At 36.1% G+C, this 20193-nt stretch carries 20 protein-coding genes, 1 other RNA gene and 1 pseudogene; 13 read left to right on the forward strand and 9 right to left on the reverse strand.

Features of this window, described 5'->3' with window-relative positions; translation table 11 throughout:
• Window positions 1-675: 675 nt before the first annotated feature.
• Window positions 676-930, forward strand: coding sequence for a XisI protein (locus CA730_RS25425; RefSeq protein WP_269076516.1), 255 nt, complete (start codon window positions 676-678; stop codon window positions 928-930).
• Between the two features lie 41 nt (window positions 931-971).
• On the opposite strand, the gene CA730_RS04320 is transcribed toward CA730_RS25425, so the two are convergent.
• From CA730_RS04320 to CA730_RS04340, 5 genes are all read right to left on the reverse strand, one after another.
• Window positions 972-1424: a PIN domain-containing protein gene (locus CA730_RS04320; protein ID WP_096664434.1), complete on the reverse strand. Its 453-nt coding sequence runs from the start codon at window positions 1422-1424 to the stop codon at window positions 972-974.
• Entirely contained in the window at window positions 1414-1722 is a 309-nt protein-coding gene (locus CA730_RS04325) for a FitA-like ribbon-helix-helix domain-containing protein (protein WP_096664437.1), read from the reverse strand. Before CA730_RS04325 ends, CA730_RS04320 begins: the two co-directional genes overlap by 11 nt.
• A gap of 197 nt (window positions 1723-1919) precedes the next feature.
• Window positions 1920-2342, reverse strand: a complete 423-nt coding sequence (locus CA730_RS04330) for a hypothetical protein (protein ID WP_096664440.1) — start codon at window positions 2340-2342, stop codon at window positions 1920-1922.
• 61 nt (window positions 2343-2403) lie between these two features.
• Entirely contained in the window at window positions 2404-2853 is a 450-nt protein-coding gene (locus CA730_RS04335) for a hypothetical protein (RefSeq protein WP_096664443.1), read from the reverse strand.
• A 29-nt stretch (window positions 2854-2882) separates the two neighbouring features.
• Complete coding sequence (locus CA730_RS04340; RefSeq protein ID WP_096664446.1) at window positions 2883-4790, reverse strand: nuclease-related domain-containing DEAD/DEAH box helicase; 1908 nt, start codon at window positions 4788-4790, stop codon at window positions 2883-2885.
• Between the two features lie 432 nt (window positions 4791-5222).
• Here CA730_RS04340 and eno point away from each other — a divergent pair, with 432 nt between their 5' ends.
• Window positions 5223-6512: a phosphopyruvate hydratase gene (eno, locus tag CA730_RS04345; protein WP_096664449.1), complete on the forward strand. Its 1290-nt coding sequence runs from the start codon at window positions 5223-5225 to the stop codon at window positions 6510-6512.
• A gap of 93 nt (window positions 6513-6605) precedes the next feature.
• Here eno and argC read toward each other — a convergent pair whose 3' ends face one another.
• Window positions 6606-7664, reverse strand: a complete 1059-nt coding sequence (gene argC / locus CA730_RS04350) for an N-acetyl-gamma-glutamyl-phosphate reductase (protein ID WP_096664452.1) — start codon at window positions 7662-7664, stop codon at window positions 6606-6608.
• A 211-nt stretch (window positions 7665-7875) separates the two neighbouring features.
• On the opposite strand from argC, the gene CA730_RS04355 reads away from it, so the two are divergent.
• On the forward strand, window positions 7876-8097 hold the full coding sequence (locus CA730_RS04355; protein WP_027400752.1) for a helix-turn-helix domain-containing protein: 222 nt from the start codon (window positions 7876-7878) through the stop codon (window positions 8095-8097).
• Window positions 8098-8928, forward strand: coding sequence for a ScaI family restriction endonuclease (locus CA730_RS04360; protein ID WP_052149936.1), 831 nt, complete (start codon window positions 8098-8100; stop codon window positions 8926-8928).
• Window positions 8929-8944: 16 nt separating this feature from the next.
• Here the strand turns inward: CA730_RS04360 and CA730_RS04365 are convergent, their stop codons facing one another.
• Window positions 8945-9796, reverse strand: coding sequence for a DNA-methyltransferase (locus CA730_RS04365; protein ID WP_027400751.1), 852 nt, complete (start codon window positions 9794-9796; stop codon window positions 8945-8947).
• Window positions 9797-10095: 299 nt separating this feature from the next.
• On the opposite strand from CA730_RS04365, the gene ribBA reads away from it, so the two are divergent.
• From ribBA to CA730_RS04380, 3 genes are all read left to right on the forward strand, one after another.
• Window positions 10096-11769 carry a bifunctional 3,4-dihydroxy-2-butanone-4-phosphate synthase/GTP cyclohydrolase II gene (gene ribBA, locus CA730_RS04370; protein WP_096664455.1) on the forward strand — a complete coding sequence of 558 codons (1674 nt, stop codon included), beginning with the start codon at window positions 10096-10098 and terminating at the stop codon, window positions 11767-11769.
• A gap of 198 nt (window positions 11770-11967) precedes the next feature.
• Complete coding sequence (locus CA730_RS04375; RefSeq protein ID WP_096664458.1) at window positions 11968-13305, forward strand: AAA family ATPase; 1338 nt, start codon at window positions 11968-11970, stop codon at window positions 13303-13305.
• On the forward strand, window positions 13280-13912 hold the full coding sequence (locus tag CA730_RS04380; RefSeq protein ID WP_096664461.1) for an RloB family protein: 633 nt from the start codon (window positions 13280-13282) through the stop codon (window positions 13910-13912). The genes CA730_RS04375 and CA730_RS04380 overlap by 26 nt, the downstream gene beginning before the upstream one ends.
• Window positions 13913-14179: 267 nt before the next feature.
• Here the strand turns inward: CA730_RS04380 and CA730_RS04385 are convergent, their stop codons facing one another.
• The gene (locus tag CA730_RS04385) at window positions 14180-15037 is read right to left on the reverse strand and encodes a peptidoglycan recognition protein family protein (protein ID WP_096664464.1); all 858 of its coding nucleotides are present in this window, start codon (window positions 15035-15037) and stop codon (window positions 14180-14182) included.
• Window positions 15038-15494: 457 nt separating this feature from the next.
• On the opposite strand from CA730_RS04385, the gene CA730_RS04390 reads away from it, so the two are divergent.
• The 6 genes and pseudogenes from CA730_RS04390 to psb29 all read left to right on the forward strand — a co-directional run bounded on the left by CA730_RS04390 (window position 15495) and on the right by psb29 (window position 19538).
• Window positions 15495-15704, forward strand: coding sequence for a DUF2997 domain-containing protein (locus tag CA730_RS04390; protein ID WP_096664467.1), 210 nt, complete (start codon window positions 15495-15497; stop codon window positions 15702-15704).
• Between the two features lie 39 nt (window positions 15705-15743).
• A pseudogene (locus CA730_RS04395) lies at window positions 15744-16129 on the forward strand (DUF1257 domain-containing protein).
• Window positions 16129-16581 carry a ferredoxin gene (locus tag CA730_RS04400; protein ID WP_096664470.1) on the forward strand — a complete coding sequence of 151 codons (453 nt, stop codon included), beginning with the start codon at window positions 16129-16131 and terminating at the stop codon, window positions 16579-16581. Before CA730_RS04395 ends, CA730_RS04400 begins: the two are co-directional and overlap by 1 nt.
• Window positions 16582-17182: 601 nt before the next feature.
• Window positions 17183-18229, forward strand: a complete 1047-nt coding sequence (gene hemF / locus CA730_RS04405) for an oxygen-dependent coproporphyrinogen oxidase (protein ID WP_096664473.1) — start codon at window positions 17183-17185, stop codon at window positions 18227-18229.
• A gap of 147 nt (window positions 18230-18376) precedes the next feature.
• A complete protein-coding gene (locus tag CA730_RS04410; protein ID WP_096664476.1) occupies window positions 18377-18748 on the forward strand; it encodes an STAS domain-containing protein in 372 nt (123 codons plus the stop codon).
• A 118-nt stretch (window positions 18749-18866) separates the two neighbouring features.
• Complete coding sequence (gene psb29, locus CA730_RS04415) at window positions 18867-19538, forward strand: photosystem II biogenesis protein Psp29 (RefSeq protein WP_096664479.1); 672 nt, start codon at window positions 18867-18869, stop codon at window positions 19536-19538.
• Window positions 19539-19666: 128 nt separating this feature from the next.
• On the opposite strand, the gene ssrA is transcribed toward psb29, so the two are convergent.
• Window positions 19667-20058, reverse strand: a transfer-messenger RNA (tmRNA) gene (gene ssrA, locus CA730_RS04420).
• Window positions 20059-20193: the final 135 nt, after the last annotated feature.

Below are 20193 nucleotides of genomic sequence, written 5' to 3' on the forward strand. Positions count from 1 at the left end.
TTGAGTTTATTTTATATTTTCTTTAGATTTTCTCATGAACTGGTATTGTAAAATGGGTTTTACAATTTTTAGTGTTTCATGAGTTCGTTAATTAGTTAACTTGTCCAGGTTAGTAGATAACGATTCTTGAAGAAGTATCAAACTATTCAATTTATCAAGTAGTTATAACAGAATCAGTTACTAAAATTTACATTTTGGCTTTATCGCTCTGTCAGAACGGTACTTAATAAAATTTAGACCTTATCAGCCTAACTTAAATCCGTTCATAGTCAAGTTCTTTAAAGCCATATGTGCCACTATTACAGGTCATGTAGAGCCATATTAAGATGATTTATTCAGTCTAACGCTTATTTTCGTTCCTTGTGTTTTTACCTCCACTTCAAATAAACACAGAATCATATAACATAGATTGAGATTAACACAACTGTTGAATATACTTAATTAATGTATTATTTTTAATATATATCTTTAATACTCTCTATAATACTGATCCTAACATTACAGAAGCTGATCTGATGATTCAAAAAACTATAGAAATTCTAAATTTTGCCAAAGCAAATATTGATTGTTTATAAATTGAGGTTATTTTGTCAGAATCAGGTAGCCATTTACATTGACAGGATAAAAGTCATAGCTTCCTCGATTATTAGTTAACATTTCAAAAGTCATGGAAAAATTGAGGCTTTATGTATTTGTGATCAAGAATCTGATAATTATTTGTTAATGGATACCGGTTGGGATATAACAGGTAGAGTTCATGCAGTGGTGTTTCATTTGCGAATTATTGATGGGAAAATCTGCATTGAATGGGATGGTACGGAAAGGGGTATAACTGGGGAATTATTGGAATTAGGAGTAGAAAAGGATGATATTATTTTAGGGTTTATTCGTCCTGAATATCGGCAGTTTACAGATTTTTCTGTAGCTTAAAATAAAGTGTGAAATAGAATAATAAGTTTTGGGAATAATAATTATGATAAATACTTATTCACAAATTCTTGAGGAGTTAAACATTCAAACTCTTTTGTTTCTTGAACTAAACAACGAATTAGTTTATGATTAGCAGAAACAAAACATTGAGTTTCACCCTTACTAGCAGTTAAATAAACTCCAATATCTTCACGAGGAATTAATCCTAACTCTTCTATTTTGAGCCATTCCTCAGAAGTAAAATTGACATAAATAACCTGTAATTGCTGCCAAATCCGAGCAACAATTTGACTACCCCAATCTTTATTATATAAACGTTTAGATACTCGTAAGATTTGATCTAATAATTCTTCTGAAACGATAACTTCTACAGATGAAGATTTTAAAAAACCAACTGATTCTAATATTTTTCTTTCATAACTATCCTGATTTGCAATACCAATAATATAAATATTAGTGTCTAAAAAAAGACGTTGAGGGATATCATAACTCATTGTGATGCTGTGCTTTTAATAAATGTTCTTCAGCCATTTCTTTTTTGACATCTTGAATTAAATCAATAATTTGCTCATGGGAATTATATCCTGTATTATCTAAGGATTCTTTTACCTGTGCTGCTAATATTTTTAGGGGAATTAATGTTTGTTCCTGAAAATTTTCTTGAGGATTTTTGGTAACAGCTTGTGTTAAAATTAGTTTCAACTCAGTCTCTAGAGTCCGTCCATGTTGTTCTGCTTGATATCTGAGATTTTCGACGAGGTTGGGTTCTAAGTTATCTAGAATTATTTTCATATTTCATACATAGCTTGTGATTAGTTGATATTATATCATTTTTCAGGATTATATATCAACGCGGTAGGGGTTCAGCAATGCTAAAGCCCTACAAATGCGATACATATATATAGCAAGACTATTTGATTGATGAACATTGCCAGAGTCAGATCCCCGATTTATGTGAGAAGTTGGGGATCTATGTATATAAGATATTTTTATTGTTTTGGTATCTGAAAATCTGCGGCTTTAAATGATTTTCTATCTCTTTTTCTATCATAACTTTCTTGTAAAATAAAACTTACTCTTTGTTTTTCTTTACGCAAAAATTTAGGTAACTCTTTTTGTAAGAAGAAGACACGATTTCCAGTATCATCTATAATCCATCCATGAGCTTGGTTAGGTGGTAATGATTCAATTGTACCGCAATAACGGGGAATATCCTGATATAGAATTTCTTTCCATAATTTTCGACATATTTGATTTAATTTAGTGATATCCCCTTCAAATTTAGTGAATGTTGATTGCTGGTTAGTGATCTCTCGGTTAATTTTTGCTTGTAATTGTTGTAAGGTATCTTTGACTTTCCAACCCTCTCTTTCTCGAATCGCTTTACATAGTTCTAAATGTTGTGCAGACATTTCTAACTTTCCTAATAATAAGCTTTGCTGACAAATTTTTTCATATAAAGTAACTTTAATTTTATCTTCTCCCGGAGATAATGCAGTTTATTATATTACACCATTCTAAAACAATATCCCATTTCTCTTTTTGTTTAGCAACTTTAATCACAGCAAAGACAGTTAATTCTTTAGGTAAAATATCTGGTTGCAAACTTAAAATTATTTTTGCTGATTCTATTAGTTGGTATAAATCTTCCTTAGATTCTTCTGGTTTAATAGCATCATCATAATATGCCCAAACTAATTCATTTTTAATATATTTATTCCCAGGAAATTGATTAAATGCTTTATTTCCTTGTTTAATAGACCATGATGGATACCCACATTTACGTAAACAATAAAGATAACGACTTGCAGCATAAGCATTATTTTCATTTTCCCATACTTGCCGAAAAAGTGTTCCTGCTTCCTTCCATTGCTGTTGTTTAAGTAGTTCATTTGCAGTGTTCATTAATTCATTTTGATTCATAATGATTAATCCCTGATACAGTAATATTTCTATTGGTTGAATATGTCAAAACTTAAATAATTCTTTAATTCCGATGTTAGTTTAGATTGATGACTAATATATAAACTTAAATATTCCTGAGCGCGAGTCATGGCAACATAAATCTGCCTTCTTGCTAAAATTTCAGCGTCTTTTTTACCAATAGAATCATCAAACTGTTCTAGCCAAATTAATAATACTGCTTTAAACTCTAACCCAAGAGATGAAAGCATAGTTATAATTCTCACACCTTCTCTTTCCCGGTTATATTGTCTCTTAGAATTATCATTTTGATTAACCCAGTAAGTTGATATACCTTTCTGATTGAGTTTTTGGATAATAGAATTTAATCTTGGTTCATCCTTCTTACCTGCTTGTCTATATAAAATAGCTATATCACGATCATCAATATTTAATGATTTTAAATAATGGATAGTTGATATAATATATTTTTCTTGTTCATCAGGTGTGCTGCTTATATAAATTTTTGGTTTATCCCCCTGTCTCAATGCTAAACTGGGTTTAACCAGAGGGAAAGTTACATCCTCATCTTCTAAAGGTTCAACTAAATCAGAGACATGGTTTAAAATACTCAATGCAGAAGATAAAATTTGATGTGTGTTACGGTAGTTTTTGTCTAAGTCAAATTTCTTGCTAATAGTGCGATATCCTTGTGCTTTAATTCCTACATCTTTCCACTTAAAATCAGACCTTTTATAAAGACTTTGGTTGCCATCTGCAACAATCATTAAATCACCATTTTCACTATGTTTCAGAGCATTCACACAACACTGAAACCAAATAGGAACAAAAGTATGAGCTTCATCAATAAAAATAGCATCCCATTTTTGTTCTAGTGAATATTTAGATAATTTATCAAGAACTATTTTACCTGTATATTCGTCCCGATTTCCTTGAACTTGACTGGGTAATTTACCTAATAGAGATTTTGCCCATACATCAAAATTTCCGACTTCAATATTTTGATAGTGTCTATTTTGTGAATCTTGATGAAAAACTGATTTTATATAGGCTGCTAAACATACATTGAAACACAGTATTAATATTCTTGCATGATGATTTTGGTTAATTAAGTATTTAGCGCGTGATATTAATAATAGGGTTTTCCCTGAACCAGAAACCCCAAAGAAGATACGATGACCATCTCCTATACTTTTAGCCAAAGATTCTTGTTTACTGTCTAAAGTTGTTAATATAATATCACTTGGTAAAATTGAAAATTCAGAATTAACACTTTTTAATGTAGCTTTTTCTTGTCTAATAACAATTTCAGGATATATAATTCCTTTGATGGTACTAATCTGATCAGGTGTTAAAGGAGAGAAAACAAAGTTAACTCCAAACATTTCTTGAAAACGCTGGATGATTGTTTCTTCTTGAATATCATCTTTATCCCATGTCAATAATTCATCACGATAAATTACACTTTTTATTGGGAGTATATCAATTAAATTATATTTATGAGCTTGTTCATCAGTTAAATTAGACATAACTGCACCAACAGCAATAGGAAAACATAAATTTCCTTGGTATTTGCCTGATTGGTTAGTTAATATTCTAGATTTTTTGAGAATATTTAATAATTTGTCAAGATAATCTTTACCTTGACGTAAAGGAGATTTCTGTTTTTCAATTGTCTCTAAATCATTGCGATTGTTCTCTATTTCAAAACTATCATGGGAAGCTTTAAGTATGTGTTTGAGATACCATCCTTTAACTTCTATAACAAGTAGTCCAAAATCAGGGGATAAAATAATAAAGTCAGGATAACGACCATCTATTCTGGGTTCATACCAAACATAGAAATTATCCGATAGCTTATTTTTGAGAATATTGTATAGTCTTTTTTCTCCCTCACTTGCTTTTTTAGGAAGAGAGGGCGGTATCATAATTGCCATATTGAACTGTTTATAATTTTACCAAGGTAAATTTTAACATCGTATAATCTCGCTAAGATACTTAGTTACATTTCTTAACTTAACTACTTGCACCACATCCTTAAACTTGCTTTGCGCCTTTGCATGAGATTAAAAAAAGTCGTGCATATATCTGAAAATCTCTCTTCTTCTCTTCTCCCTTCGTGTCCTTCGTGCCTTCGTGGTTAAATAAAAATAAATAATCCTATACATCCTCAAATCCTGTAAATCCCGATTCAGACAAATTCCATGTTCCCTTCCATACTCAGCGAGCATTATCACCCGTCACGATTGGAAATCTTCTTTAATGTCAGCCGATTTTCCACCAGAAACACATAAACTAGCGATTGGGTTATTAGTAAACTGTAAAGGTTAAACCCTGACGACATACACAAAATCAAGGACAAACCACGAATGACTAAATTTCTAGACACCGCTATTGAAGCCATTGTCTCCCGCGAAATCCTCGACTCACGGGGAAGACCTACACTAGAAGCGGAAGTACATTTAGCTGGTGGTGCAGTCGGACTCGCACAAGTTCCTAGCGGGGCTTCTACAGGCACATTTGAAGCCCATGAACTGCGGGATGGGGATAAAAGCCGTTATGGTGGTAAAGGAGTCCTCACGGCGGTAAAAAACGCCAATGAGATATTAGCGCCCAAATTATTAGGGTTGGATGTCCTCAACCAAGAATTGTTAGACCGGACAATGATTGCTACAGACGGTTCACCTAACAAATCTAATTTAGGCGCAAATGCCATTTTAGGTATTTCCTTAGCAGCAGCCAAAGCAGGTGCAGCAGCTTTAGATATTCCTCTCTATCGCTATTTGGGTGGTCCTTTGGCAAATTTATTGCCAGTCCCCTTAATGAATGTGATCAATGGTGGAGCGCACGCATCCAATAACGTAGACTTTCAAGAGTTTATGATTGTTCCTATCGGTGCGCCTTCTTTTAAAGAAGCATTACGTTGGGGTGCGGAAGTATTTGCCACTCTTAGCAAAGTGTTAGATGATAAAGGTTTGCTGACAGGTGTGGGTGATGAAGGTGGTTTTGCACCTAATCTAGAATCTAACCAAGTGGCTTTAGAATTGCTGGTAGCGGCGATTAAACAAGCTGGTTATAAGCCCGGTGAAGAAGTAGCTTTGGCTTTAGATGTGGCTGCTAGTGAATTTTACAAAAATGGACAATATGTTTATGATGGTAAACCCCATAGTCCTGTTGAGTTTATTGATTATTTAGGTCAGTTGGTTGACCAATATCCGATTGTATCTATTGAAGATGGTTTACATGAGGAAGATTGGCAAAGTTGGCAATTACTAACTCAGAAAATTGGCTCAAAGGTACAATTGGTGGGTGATGATTTATTTGTCACCAATGCAACCCGCTTACAAAAAGGCATTGAACAAAAAGCCGCTAACTCAATCTTGATTAAATTGAATCAAATCGGTTCTCTAACTGAAACTTTGGAAACCATTGATTTAGCCACTCGCAACGGTTTCCGTTCAGTAATTAGCCATCGTTCCGGTGAAACTGAAGATACAACAATTGCTGATTTGGCTGTAGCTACCCGCGCCGGTCAAATTAAAACCGGTTCTCTATGTCGTAGTGAACGGGTAGCAAAATACAATCGCTTACTGAGAATTGAAGATGAATTAGGCGATCGCGCTATCTATGCTGGTACTGTTGGTTTAGGTCCAAAATAGGTGACAGGTGACAGGTGACAGGTGACAGGTGACAGTAAAAAAAAGGTAAGAAGTTTAATAAATATCTTTCTGTTCCCTGTTCCCTGTTCCCTTTTAAGGATAAAACCCAACTTTAGGTAATCCCAAGGTTTCATGCCAGCCTAGCATCAGGTTCATACATTGAATTGCTTGTCCGGCTTGACCTTTAATGAGGTTGTCAATGGCTGACATGACGATAACACGACCTGTGCGGGGGTCAACTTCTATGCCGATATAACAATTGTTACTGCCACACGCCCATTTTGTTTGGGGATAAGTGCCACTATTGCAGATTTTCACCCAAGGGGAATTGCGATAAAAAGCGCTGTAGATAGTAATCAGGTCATCACGGACTAAACCAGGATCACGCATATTGGCGTACACAGTGGCTAAAATCCCCCGCACCATCGGGATGAGATGTGGTGTAAATTGGATTGTGACTGCATGGCCTGCCAAGTCGCTACATATCTGCTCAATTTCTGGGGTGTGGCGGTGTCTACCGACGTTATAAGCACCCAGGGAGTTATCAGCTTCGGCTAACAACAGGTTAATTTTACCTTGTCTACCGCCCCCAGATGTACCAGATTTGGCATCAATAATGGCTGTTTCGGGAACGATTAAACCTTGCTTTAAAAGTGGCGATAATGCCAGTAAACTGGCTGTAGGATAGCAACCGGGACAGCCAACTAGATTTGATTCAGCAATGCGATCGCGGTACAATTCTGGTAAACCATATACTGCTGTGGCGGCTATGGTGCGATCGCTTCTTTCTGTACCATACCAATCTGTATAAGTTTTCAAATCACCAAAGCGATAATCAGCACTCAGATCCAGGACTTTACAACCTTTTTCTATAAGTTGAGGAGCAATTTGGCAAGCTAATCCATTGGGTAAAGATAAAAATACCACTTCACAGCGACTAGCAATAACTTCCGGTTCTACCGCCTCAATGGGCAAATTCACTATATTAGCGAAATGTGGGTACAGGTCAGCAAAGGATTTACCCGCGCTACTTTCACCACCTAAATAAACAATTTCCACTTCAGGATGATCCATCAGCAGTCGGACTAGCTGCACTCCGCCATACCCTGACGCGCCAACAATTCCAACTGGTACGCGTCTTAAATTTCCCATGACATTAAATCCTTATCCACTTTTAGTTATCTATTATCAGTCATCAGCAGTCAAGCTAGTAGCTAATTACTGATGACTTTATTATTGAACTTTCGCTGCATTGTATAGCAAAGAGTATCTTTTAGCGTACCTATAATCACAAATATCTTTAAAAAACAATCACACTCATAGTGTGTAGAAAATCAGTACCACTAAGGATTATGTTTTTTATGTGACTGAAAATTCTCAACTTCAAAAGTTTGGCGAATACATTCGCACAATCAGAAAAGCACAAAATCTTTCCCAAGAACAGTTAGCAGAACTGTCAGGACTACATCGCAACTACATCGGTGGTGTTGAACGTGGTGAAAGAAATATTGCTTTGTTAAATATTATCCGTATTGCTCAGGCTCTGGGAATGTCACCCAGTGAATTATTAAAAGGTTTAGACTAAATGGTATTTCCTTATGCCAGTATTCCAGTTGAAAAATGGGCAGATAAAACAAAAGAACTGATAGAAGAACATCCTCTCAAGCCAAATGTTATTAGAGAGGTTGCTTTAAAGAGTTGGCAGCTTTTATGGCAAACAAAAATAGGAGAGGAAGACACATATTTGAGCCTGGCAGAAATTGATCCACCAGCTATTATGGTGGGTTATTTTTTTGAAAAACTCTTTGCCAAAGAATTGCAAAAGCGTTATCCAGAGGAATGGAGAGGAACACAAAGTAAAGATGAAAAAGATATTGTTTATCTAAAGGATACAAGATATTCAATAGAGATAAAAACTTCTGGTCAGCTTGGCACAAAAATTTTTGGAAATCGCAGCTATGGTCAAAAAGCAAAAGATGAAAATAATGGGGAGCTTACTAAAAAAGAAAAGTCTGGTTATTATATTACAGCTAATTTCTACCAGCAGAGTTTAACATTATTAAGATTTGGTTGGATAGACCATGAAGATTGGAATGCACAAAAATCAGCAACAGGTCAGGCATCTGGTTTAGATCAAAAAGTCTATGAGCATAAACTTTTTACAATAACAGGAGAATATATTTTAGATTCTCCTGTTAATTTATTATGTAAAGTTGGTGATGTAATTGCGAATGAGATGAATAAGGAAGGAATCAAAATTATTCAGGAATTAAGTGATTATCAAGGTAATAATCAAACTGTTAAAAAAGCCAAAGCGCAGGAAAAATATCACAATATACTTAAATTGAATTCGGGGATTGAAAAATTTGCGCTGGGTAAAAACATAATAAATAGTGTTTGGTGGTGGTTAACTTAAAAATACAAAAATACCTTTATAGAAATAAAGACATTTGTTCTACTTGACAACTTTGTTCTTTCAAAAAAGTTTCAATTCTATTAGCAGCAATATCACAATAATCTTGACGAATTTCAAAACCAATTACTAACCGATTTAAATTTAAAGCTACCATAGCAGTAGTACCCGAACCCAGAAATGGATCTAGGACAATTTGATTTTGATTTGAAGATGCTTGAATTATTCTTTGAATGACAGAAGATGGAAACTGTGCTGGGTGTGGTGTTCTTTCTTTTGAAGATCGGTTTTGTCCAGAAGTTACTTTCGGAAATTCCCAAACATCAGTGGGATTTTTACCTAAAGGATTAACCCTGATTTTACCATTCTTTTTTTGATTGGGATATTTAACATTAGGATCACGAATATCGTCAAGATTAAAAGTATAAGCTTCTGAATTTTTCACATACCACAAAAATTTTTCATTTCTAGGTGAAAAGAACTTACTTCCAGCAACACCAGCACCATAATTCCAAACAATTTCCTGAATTAAATAAAAAGGAATTTTATCCCAAAGCAAATAGGAAATAGGAATTGCTTTAGCACGATTTTTAATGGATAAATAACCTAAATTTAGCCAAAAAGCTCCATCACATAAAGTCAGACGATAAACTTCTGTTATCCATTTTTCACACCAATTTATATAATCGTCCAATGGTAATAAATTTTCATATTCCTTGCCAATATTATACGGCGGACTTGTGACAGTTAAATTAATTGATTCATCTGGTAAAATTTTCATTGCCTCTAAACAATCTAAATTGTAAATGAGACAATTAGACGCTTGAAAGTAGGGTTTACCTAGTAATTTACTTATATCATGGAAATTCATAGCTTAATAATCTGTATATACGGGACTCTAAACTATTAATAGTATATATGAACTATTTTACTGTCAAGTAACAGTTTAAGTAGGTGAACGGAAAAAAACCGAAATATGTAACGAAAAGTAAAATCGCCCAAACCCTCTTCACCCTTGCCTCTTACCTCTTGCCTCTTGCCTTGTCATAACGACTATTTTCAATGCTAACCTACTTAGTTATCTCACAAAATCCCTAATTCCCATAAACAAGCTACAATTTACAATAAGAAATTGTTAAAAAACTTTACGTTGATAGCTGGAAATTTTCTGTGTCACAGTCTAATATTACCCAAACCTTTAAATTTGATTCTATTGATGCCGCTTTGGCCGATCTCAAAGCAGGTCGTATCATTGTTGTCGTAGATGACGAAAATCGAGAAAATGAAGGCGATTTAATTTGCGCCGCCCAATTTGCCACCCCGGACATGATCAACTTTATGGCTGTAGAAGCCAGAGGACTGATTTGTTTGGCAATGACAGGCGATCGCCTCGATGAACTAGACTTACCATTAATGGTCAGCACACTCACGGATACTAACCAAACCGCCTTTACAGTTAGTATTGATGCCGGACCCCATTTAGGCGTTAGTACCGGCATTTCCGCCGAAGACCGCGCCCGCACGATCCAAGTCGCCCTCAACCCAGGCACCAAACCGGAAGAATTACGCCGTCCAGGTCATATTTTTCCCCTGCGGGCTAGACCGGGAGGTGTACTCAAACGGGCGGGACATACAGAAGCCGCTGTAGACCTATCCCGACTAGCGGGACTGTATCCAGCCGGGGTAATTTGTGAAATTCAAAACCCCGATGGTTCAATGGCGCGATTAAATCAGTTAGTCGAATATGCCAAAAATCATCACCTAAAAATTATTAGCATTGCTGATTTAATCAGTTATCGTCTCCAAAACGATCGCCTGATATATCGAGAAATCGTTACCAAACTACCCAGCGAGTTCGGTCAATTTGATATTTACGGCTACCGTCACACCCTAGATAGGACAGAACACGTCGCCATTGTCAAGGGAGATCCAGCAAATTTCCGAGATGAAGCCGTAATGGTGCGAATGCACTCGGAATGTTTAACAGGAGATGCTTTAGGATCTTTGCGTTGCGACTGTCGGATGCAATTGCAAGCCGCATTAAAAATGATTGAGGATGCGGGTCAAGGTGTCGTTGTTTACCTGCGTCAAGAAGGGCGGGGCATAGGCTTAGTTAACAAGCTAAAAGCCTATTCTTTACAAGATATGGGCTTAGATACCGTCGAAGCCAATGAGCGTTTAGGGTTTCCCGCTGATTTGCGTGATTATGGCATGGGAGCGCAAATGCTCATGGATTTGGGCATCAAAAAAATCCGTCTTATTACCAATAATCCCCGAAAAATTGCTGGTGTCAAAGGTTATGGCTTAGAAGTAGTAGATCGTGTTCCCCTCTTAATTGAGTCTAATGATTTTAACTCCTATTATCTAGCTACCAAAGCCAAGAAATTGGGGCATATGTTGTTACAAACTTATCTAGTCACAGTAGCAATACATTGGCAAGATGAACCAGAATCAGTCACCGAACGCTATGAACGACTAGAGAAAATACGGCATTTATCAAAAAATCAGCATTTATTATTACAGGAAGAAGCCCGTCCCTTGGGCATCGCTTTATTTGATCAACCATCTTTAACTGTACATCTGGGTTTTGACCAAGCGAATATTGCTGAATCCAATTGGTATCAACAAAAAGGTCATCCTTACCTGCAAGCAATTTGCCAGATCTTAGATGAAATCGCCACTTTACCCTACATTCAGAAAATGGAATTTCTGATTGCAACAGGTAGCGATCCTTTGAGTAATTTGCAAGTACAATTAGACAGGCAAACCTTCTCTGATGGTGTCCTCCCTTCATCTTTACAAGATAACTTGCACACACAGCACATTTACAGTTTTAGTAAGTAAAATTTCCTGAATTTACACACATTGATAATAGCTTTAGTTTTATAACTAGAGCTATTTATTCATTATTTATGTATGCTTGAACAACCCCACAAATAAAAGTTGCTATCAACTAGACATTAGCACAGTACAAAAAGTATAATTTTTACTATTTATAATAATTTGTGGGTTATAGACGGATAACCAACTAAGAATAAAGTCATGCTTGTAGAATTTAGTGTAGAAAATTATCGTTCAATCCAGGAAAAGCAAACATTGAGTATGGTAGCTGCTGATAATGAAACTATGATAGATAGTAATACTTTTTCTGTACCTAATAATGATGATTTACGCTTAGTTACAAGTGCTGCTATTTATGGTCCAAATGCTTCTGGTAAAAGTAATTTACTCAAAGCTATACAAGTTCTGAAAAATCTTGTAATTAACTCAGCTAGTAGAATGCAAACTGGTGATAAATTACCTATTGAACCATTTAGATTAAATAGTGAATCAGCAAAAAAGCCTAGTAGTTTTGAAGTGATTTTTATTCATGATGATATTCGTTATGAATATGGAGTTTCTTTAAATCGAGAACGAGTATTTGAAGAGTGGTTAATTGCTTATCCAAATGAAATTCAACAAAACTGGTTTTCTCGTGAATATCTACCAGATAATCCAGAACTACAAACAGATGAAGGTTATAAATGGTCTTTTGGTAAAGGATTAAAAGGGGAAAAAAAGCGTATTCAAAGATTTGTTCGTTCTAATTCTTTATTTATATCTCATGCTGCACAAAATAATCATCCTCAGTTAACAGAGGTATTTGATTTTTTTCAAAATGAAATAAATATTCCTATTTACAATCATGCTAATATAGAATTTACTTTAAGCCGATTTGACGAAGATGATAATTTTCCCTTTTTAGTAGCTAAATTACTTAGTGAAGCAGATATTGATATTTCAGGTATCAAAATTGATAAAAAACCCATATCTGAAGAAATAAATTCTTTCTATAAAGAATTTTTTAAACAAAAAATTGAACAAAATGAAAGAGGAAATATAACTATTGATGAAATTAATAAAATAGATGTCATAACTATTCATAAAATGAATGACTCTCATCAAGAAGTAGAATTTGATTTATTAGATGAATCTGATGGTACACAACGTTTATTTGAAATAGCTGGATACTGGCTATATGTATTACAATATGGAGAAGTAATATTCATAGATGAACTAGACAGAAGTTTACATCCAGTTCTTTCTAAAGCATTACTGAAAATGTTTAATGATCCAGAAATCAACAAAAACAATGCTCAATTAATATTTACAACTCATGATACTACACTTTTAGATAGTGAACTATTCAGACCTGACCAAATATGGTTTACTGAAAAAGATAACAGCATGACTAAACTATATTCATTGTTTGACTTTCGACCTCGTGAAAATGAATCTTTACAAAAAGGTTATCTATTAGGTCGCTATGGTGCTATTCCTTTTATTAATGGGTTCAAGGGAGGGAGTGAAAAAGATGAGAAAGGGAAAATCGACAAATAATTTAAAACGAAGTTCAGAGAATAAAAATCCTAGAGGAGACCTTTTAATTGTAGTTGAGGGTGATACAGAAGAGAATTATTGCTGCTCTTTGAAACGTGAATTGAAATTATCAACAATTAAGATTAAAATAGTTTCCGCTAATGGTGGAGATCCTTTAGAGATTGTAAATACAGCTTATGATCTATATCAACAAAAACAATATGATCAAGTATTTTGTATATTTGATGATGATAATAAACCAGAGAAATATAAAAAAGCTCTCAGCACAGCAAAAAAATATAATTTTGAATCTATAACATCAATACCCTGTTTTGAATTTTGGTTTTTACTCCATTGTTGTTATACTACCAGTCCTCTTAGTAGTTATGATGAATTACGTCCAAAGCTAGAATCAGAAATGAGAAAAGAGGGTATTTTAAACCCAGGAGAAAATTATAATAAAAGTGATAAATTGCTATATGAAAAACTCAAATCCAATCAAGAAAAAGCAATTAATCATGCTATTAAACTAGAAAATAATCATCCCAACGAAGATGGATGTACTAAACCATCAACAAAAGTACATATTCTAATTGATAAACTGCAAAAACAAAAAAACTTTGAATAAGTAGTCACTTGTCAGTAAAATTAACTCTTTTCCACTGATTAACAAAATAATACTACTTATCCAAACTTCTGCATAACGGGGATCTACCATTCCCTTGATGTCAAACAATATTTATTGTAGGTTTGTTTAGTCAACCTATTTAGATTAATGAAAAATCAAGGTTTTTAACCCACGAAGGTGGGTTTTGTCTGTGTAGCTGTGATTTCCAATCGCCCATTGCAGTAATAAATTAGACTAAAGTAAACCATCAGAATTTTGTTTTACGAACTAATTAAAAGTTTGTAACTGTCGAAAAGAATGCAACTTGTTGAAAAATTTATCACGATCAAAACTTAAAGGATCAACCTTCCCATTACCCACATCTACAGCACGATGAGTAGTAATTCTCTCATCAGGAACTTGACTTTGAGCAATTAACCAAGCTAAAGAATTATATTGAGCCTCTGTATATCCTGAATGTGATTCTATATTACTTTTACCCCAAGCATCTGGAGGGGTTTCTAGGGATACATGATAGGCAAAATTATTGACAGATGGGGGTAAATTGGGATTAGTTCGCACAGTTTCCACCCCATTAGCGCCTTTAAATACCGAATTACCAGCACCAAAAGCGCGTTTTTCTGGGGGTACTAAATAAATCACCTGTCCATCTAAGGCAATTATGGCATGATAACTGGCTTGCACATTTTCATCATCATGGCGTGTTTGAAAAAAATTAATGGCACTAGAAGTAGAATTAGTAGTTTCATGAAGGACAATAATGGCTTGATTATTAAACGGGACACCATTAATATCTGCTGTATAGCGATCGCCATAATTGCTAGGATCAACCTTAACCTGAGCAAACTTAGGTCTATAATTAGCAAAATTGCTAGTAGTTATATATAGCGGATTAATTTTATTAATCTTTATGGGAGATGGTCTTAATTTTTGCTTATTTTCTGGTTTAGTTACTGCTGATTGTAATTGCCCTGGTGAATACTGATTCCACTTTGTCACCTCTGAACTAGATGCAATTGTTTGATTGTGTTTTTGTCTTGTACCCCCAATAAATACAGCCAGAATCAGGGTAGCTAACATCAAAAAAATCAGAATGACTCTAGTAGCCCAATCTCTAAATTTCATAGTTTTTATTGAAAATCGCTAGTATAGTATAATGGTTATCAATATTCATGATGCCAAACTGGTAACAATTATACCTGCTGACAAGTACAAAACCCCCGCATTGGTTTAATCAATGATAATGATAAGATTTTTCAATAAGGCTGAGATCTTTTCTGATGCCTATTTTTGACTAGAGATGTTGTCCATAAGGTTGATTTAATGAGGTTCTTGATTATTTCTGATCTTTGGCAGTCCTCATATTGACTAATTGATCAGGTTAAGAGAAACTTATAATTAACGAAGGTAAATACTAGTGAAAATAATAAATTTTGTAAAAACGATGAAATATATGTCCTTAAGTATGGGAAATTATGAGATAGGTGGCAAATTTGTATCTAAATTCCTATCCCTAAATTTTGAGCTAGTCTGAAATCAGGCAGCTAGGTTCAAATCTACTATCTAGGTTGGCTTTCAAAGCATGGAAACATTAGAATTCATCATTTATCCAGATGGTCGAGTACAAGAAAAAGTCACCGGTATTATCGGTGCATCTTGTGCTGAGGTGACAGCAGCCATAGAAGCCCAGCTAGGACGAGTGTTGAGTAATGAACCAACCTCAGAGTTTTTCGCAACTAACCCGCAACAAAACAGTGTAGCGAATATACAAACCGCCCACAGCGAATGGTAAGTTTTCCAACTAGTTAATGTTCATTGATTACAAACCACTATGTCACACTTTAGCCAAATTAAAACACAAATCCGTAATCTGGAATCCTTGAAAGATGCCCTTTCCGATTTGGGAATAGACTGGAAACCTGGACCTTGTGAGGTGCGTGGTTATCGTGGTCAAACTCATGCAGCCGAAGTAACTATTGAACAGCAAAACGGCTATGACATCGGTTTTAGATGGAATGGTCAAGAATACGATTAGTTGCAGATTTACAATATTGGCAACAAAATCTATCTGTGGATGGGTTTGTCCGTCAAGTAACTCAACGTTATGCTTATCAAACAGTAGTCAAAGAAACCACTAAAGTTGGCTTCCAAGTGGCAGAACAACAGCAACAGGAAGATGGTTCTATTCGCCTAATAGTACAACGCTGGAGTGCGTAATGTCTAAGCCGCCGTCGCCACAAGCAGAGGAATATAATCGTTCCGGTTTAGAACCAGAATTAGGGAGCTTTTTCCGAGATGTCCTCGAACGTTCTGGTTTAGAACCGGAATTAGGTGGACTGGTGCGGCAAAAAGGCGTTTATGTGGATGAAATTACCTGTATCGGCTGTAAGCATTGCGCCCATGTTGCCCGAAATACTTTTTTCATTGAAGAAGATTATGGGCGATCGCGCGTCATCCGTCAAGATGGGGACATAGAAGAGGTAGTTCAAGAAGCCATAGATACCTGCCCTGTTGATTGTATCCACTGGGTTGATTACACAGAACTTAAAAATTTAGAAGAAGACAGAAAATATCAGGTAATTCCTGTGGCTGGTTATCCAGTAGAACATGGTGTAGCCATTACAGAAAAACGCCGGAAAAAACAAAAGTTAAAAAAACCCAATTCTTAAATAACTTGACAATTTGTACTAATTATGTAAATGAGCATTGGTTTTACCAGTGCTTTTTATTTTATATGATTTGTGCATAAGCTGTAGGGGCGGGGAAACCCCGCCCTCCGTTGTATTGTATTACTTATGTTATGTAAAATTAATTGAACATTTAAAAATTCCTAAACCCATCAATTTTGTAGGGGCAAACCCCCTGTGGTTGCCCCCAACATCGGGGTAGGCACGGGGGCGCTACCCCTACATTAAATCCCAATTAATTCTATCATAGTCAACTCAGGAACATTTTTTAATGTTGAAACGTGAACAGGTAAAGACCGTTAAGTTTTCATTCAAGGAGCTTGTAGGGAAGAGAAAATTTGTAGAATGAATAATAAGATTATTTCTACAACTGTGAAAAGGGGTCTTCAGATGTGATATGTGTGAATTGGAATAAATTCCGTGCCAATGGAGATTTGAAGGCGTTTTGAACGGTTGTGTTTTGACGTATAATAAAAAACTGTTTTGGCAAATTAAGCCGGATTTGTGACTCTCGCTGCTGACAAGTTTTGACAACAAAAATTTGTAATTGTTTTGGAAATTGTAATTTTAGGTTCGGGAATCTATGTTAACCAACTCGCAAACCCCCACTATCACAAAAGAATCATCTGATGTTCTCCCTGGAGTTAATGCTCAGGCTAGAGTCAGCCAGTTTATGCAGAATTTGCAGAATGAAATTACCCAAGGTTTAGAGAAATTAGATGGACTGGGGAAGTTTCAAGAAGATAGTTGGCAGCGTCCAGAAGGGGGTGGTGGGCGATCGCGTGTACTGCGTGACGGAGCAATTTTTGAACAAGCAGGTGTGAATTTCTCTGAAGTTTGGGGTTCTCATTTACCTACTTCAATTTTAGCCCAACGTCCAGAAGCAACAGGACATGGCTTTTATGCAACGGGGACTTCTTTGGTGTTGCACCCACGCAATCCTTATGTACCTACGGTTCACTTAAATTACCGCTATTTTGAAGCAGGTCCAGTTTGGTGGTTTGGTGGTGGTGCGGATTTAACACCTTATTACCCCTTTGCTGAAGATGCACAACATTTTCATAGCACTTTTAAAAAAGCTTGTGATCAACACCATCCTGAATATTATCCTGTGTTCAAGCGCTGGTGTGATGAATATTTTTATCTGAAACATCGAGATGAAACACGGGGCGTTGGTGGATTATTTTTAGATTACCAAGACGGTCAAGGTGCTATCTATCGTGGTCCAGATCCCAATGGGGAAGCAGCGATTTATAGCAATCAGGTAGGTGAATTACCGTCACGGAGTTGGGAAGACATATTTGCTTTAGTTCAAGATTGCGCTGGGGCATTTTTACCAGCTTATGTGCCAATTGCGCAACGCCGCCAGGGAATGGAATATGGCGATCGCCAACGCAATTTCCAATTATACCGTCGCGGTAGATATGTAGAATTTAACTTGGTTTATGACCGGGGAACAATTTTCGGACTCCAAACCAATGGACGCACAGAATCAATTCTCATGTCTCTACCACCTTTAGTTCGTTGGGAATATGGCTACAAACCAGAACCTAATACTCCTGAAGCCCAGTTGTATGAGACTTTCCTAAAACCTCAAGATTGGATAAACTGGAAACCAAGTCAGGAATAAGCAATGGGTAATGGGTAATGGGTAATAGGTAATGGGTAACAGGTAAGTTACACTAACAACTAGATGTCATCTTCTGGACATGAGTTGATACTTCCTCTCATTGCGAGTGTTTGGATTAGCAAATATTAGTAAAAAAGTATCGGTTCAGTGATTAATATAGATCAAAAAACCTGTACGACTGAAGACGGTCATACCATAATGGTATTGACACCTGCTGGTCGTTTAGATATTACCACTGCTTGGCAATTTCGTCTCAAGCTACAGGAATGTATTTCTAAACACAGTCCTCATGTTGTTGTCAATCTAGGACAAGTAAATTTTATTGATAGTTCCGGGTTGACCTCTTTATTAGCCGGGATGCGTGAAGCTGATAAAATTAGTGGCAGTTTTCGGATTTGTAATGTTCATTCGGAAGCAAAGCTTGTGTTCGAAGTTACAATGATGGATACGGTGTTTGAAATTTTTGATACCGAAGAACAGGTTTTAAAGACTCCACCCCGGATTTTGGCTAGTCAATAGAATTTATCAGAAAATCCAAAATCTAAAATCTAAAATCTAAAATCGAATGACTTTCACGAATGAGGTCTGATTAGTTCATACTAGAGAAGAGGAATACGTCTTTACTAAAATTTTCTTTGTGAATAACGTCCGTACAGTATCTGATACAAAAAGAACCTTTTACACCCTTCATACCAGGCCAATTAACACTATTTACCGCCGGGTAGTGGAAGAGTTGATGGTAGAAATGCACCTGCTATCGGTCAATGTTGATTTTAGCTACAATGCCATTTATGCCTTGGGCGTTGTCACGACTTTTGACCGCTTCATGGACGGCTACCAACCACAACAGGATAAAGAGTCAATTTTCCGAGCAATTTGTCAAGCGGTGGAACAAGACCCCGACCGTTACCGACAAGATGCCTCCAGATTGCAAGCTTTAGCTGCTAGTTTACCAGTTAAGGATTTGATTGCTGGTTTGAGTCGGGCAAATTCCCTAGATCAAGATGAGGACTTGCAACAGCAACTAGAGGCGGTTGTCACCAATTCCAACTTTAAATACAGTCGCTTATTTGGTGTTGGTTTATTTGCATTATTGGTACAGTCAGATCCTGAACTTGTCAAAGATGATCAACAAAAGAGTGAAGCACTTAAAGCGATCGCTAACGGGTTGCATATCTCTGAAGATAAACTCATCAAAGACTTAGAACTATACAGTTCTAACCTGGACAAAATGGCGCAAGCACTCATAGTCATGGCGGATATCTTGACAGCAGATCGCAAAAAACGGGATGCTTTAAAGCAAGCCTAACTATCAATACCATCCCGTACCAATAAATAAGTTGGGAACGGGATATCCATGTCAAGAAATCCCCCAAATAGCAAAAAGCCTGCCTAACATCAAAGTGTTTAGCGGGCTAAATAATTATTGAAAATTGAAAATGGAGCTTATGGGAGTCGAACCCATGTCCAAATTGGGTATTAACCCTCCACTCGTTCACAGGTTTAGCCTTTCTGACCCTCAAGGCGGGAATCGTTCATTATCCCGAACGTAGGATGCTCTGATTTAATCTTAGCCTTCAAACCAACCAGAGAACGTTTGTTGGAGCATCCGTTGGGGGTTAGGTCTTTAATCCTTAACGGAGTCAAATTAAAGACGCTCGAACCTGAAAGAGGTTTCTTAGGCAGCTACTAGAGCTTCCCGACGAGCAAATTTTACGATATTGTTCGCATTTACTTTTTTTTCGAGTCTTTGATTTCCGAGAGATGACTCGCTCTCGACCTGAATCACAGAGTAGCTTTCGCCAACCTGTCGAAACCGTTAAAGCCCCATGCACTTCACACCTTCATTATAGTACGGAATTTTGCAATTTGACAAATAAAAGATATAGTTATTTAATTTTTGGATTAAATTGAAGGTAGAGATAGATATTTTCAGGACTTACGCAACTGGCACATTGGTAAGG

Origin of the sequence: Dolichospermum compactum NIES-806 (genome assembly GCF_002368115.1) — a bacterium.
GTDB lineage: Bacteria > Cyanobacteriota > Cyanobacteriia > Cyanobacteriales > Nostocaceae > Dolichospermum > Dolichospermum compactum.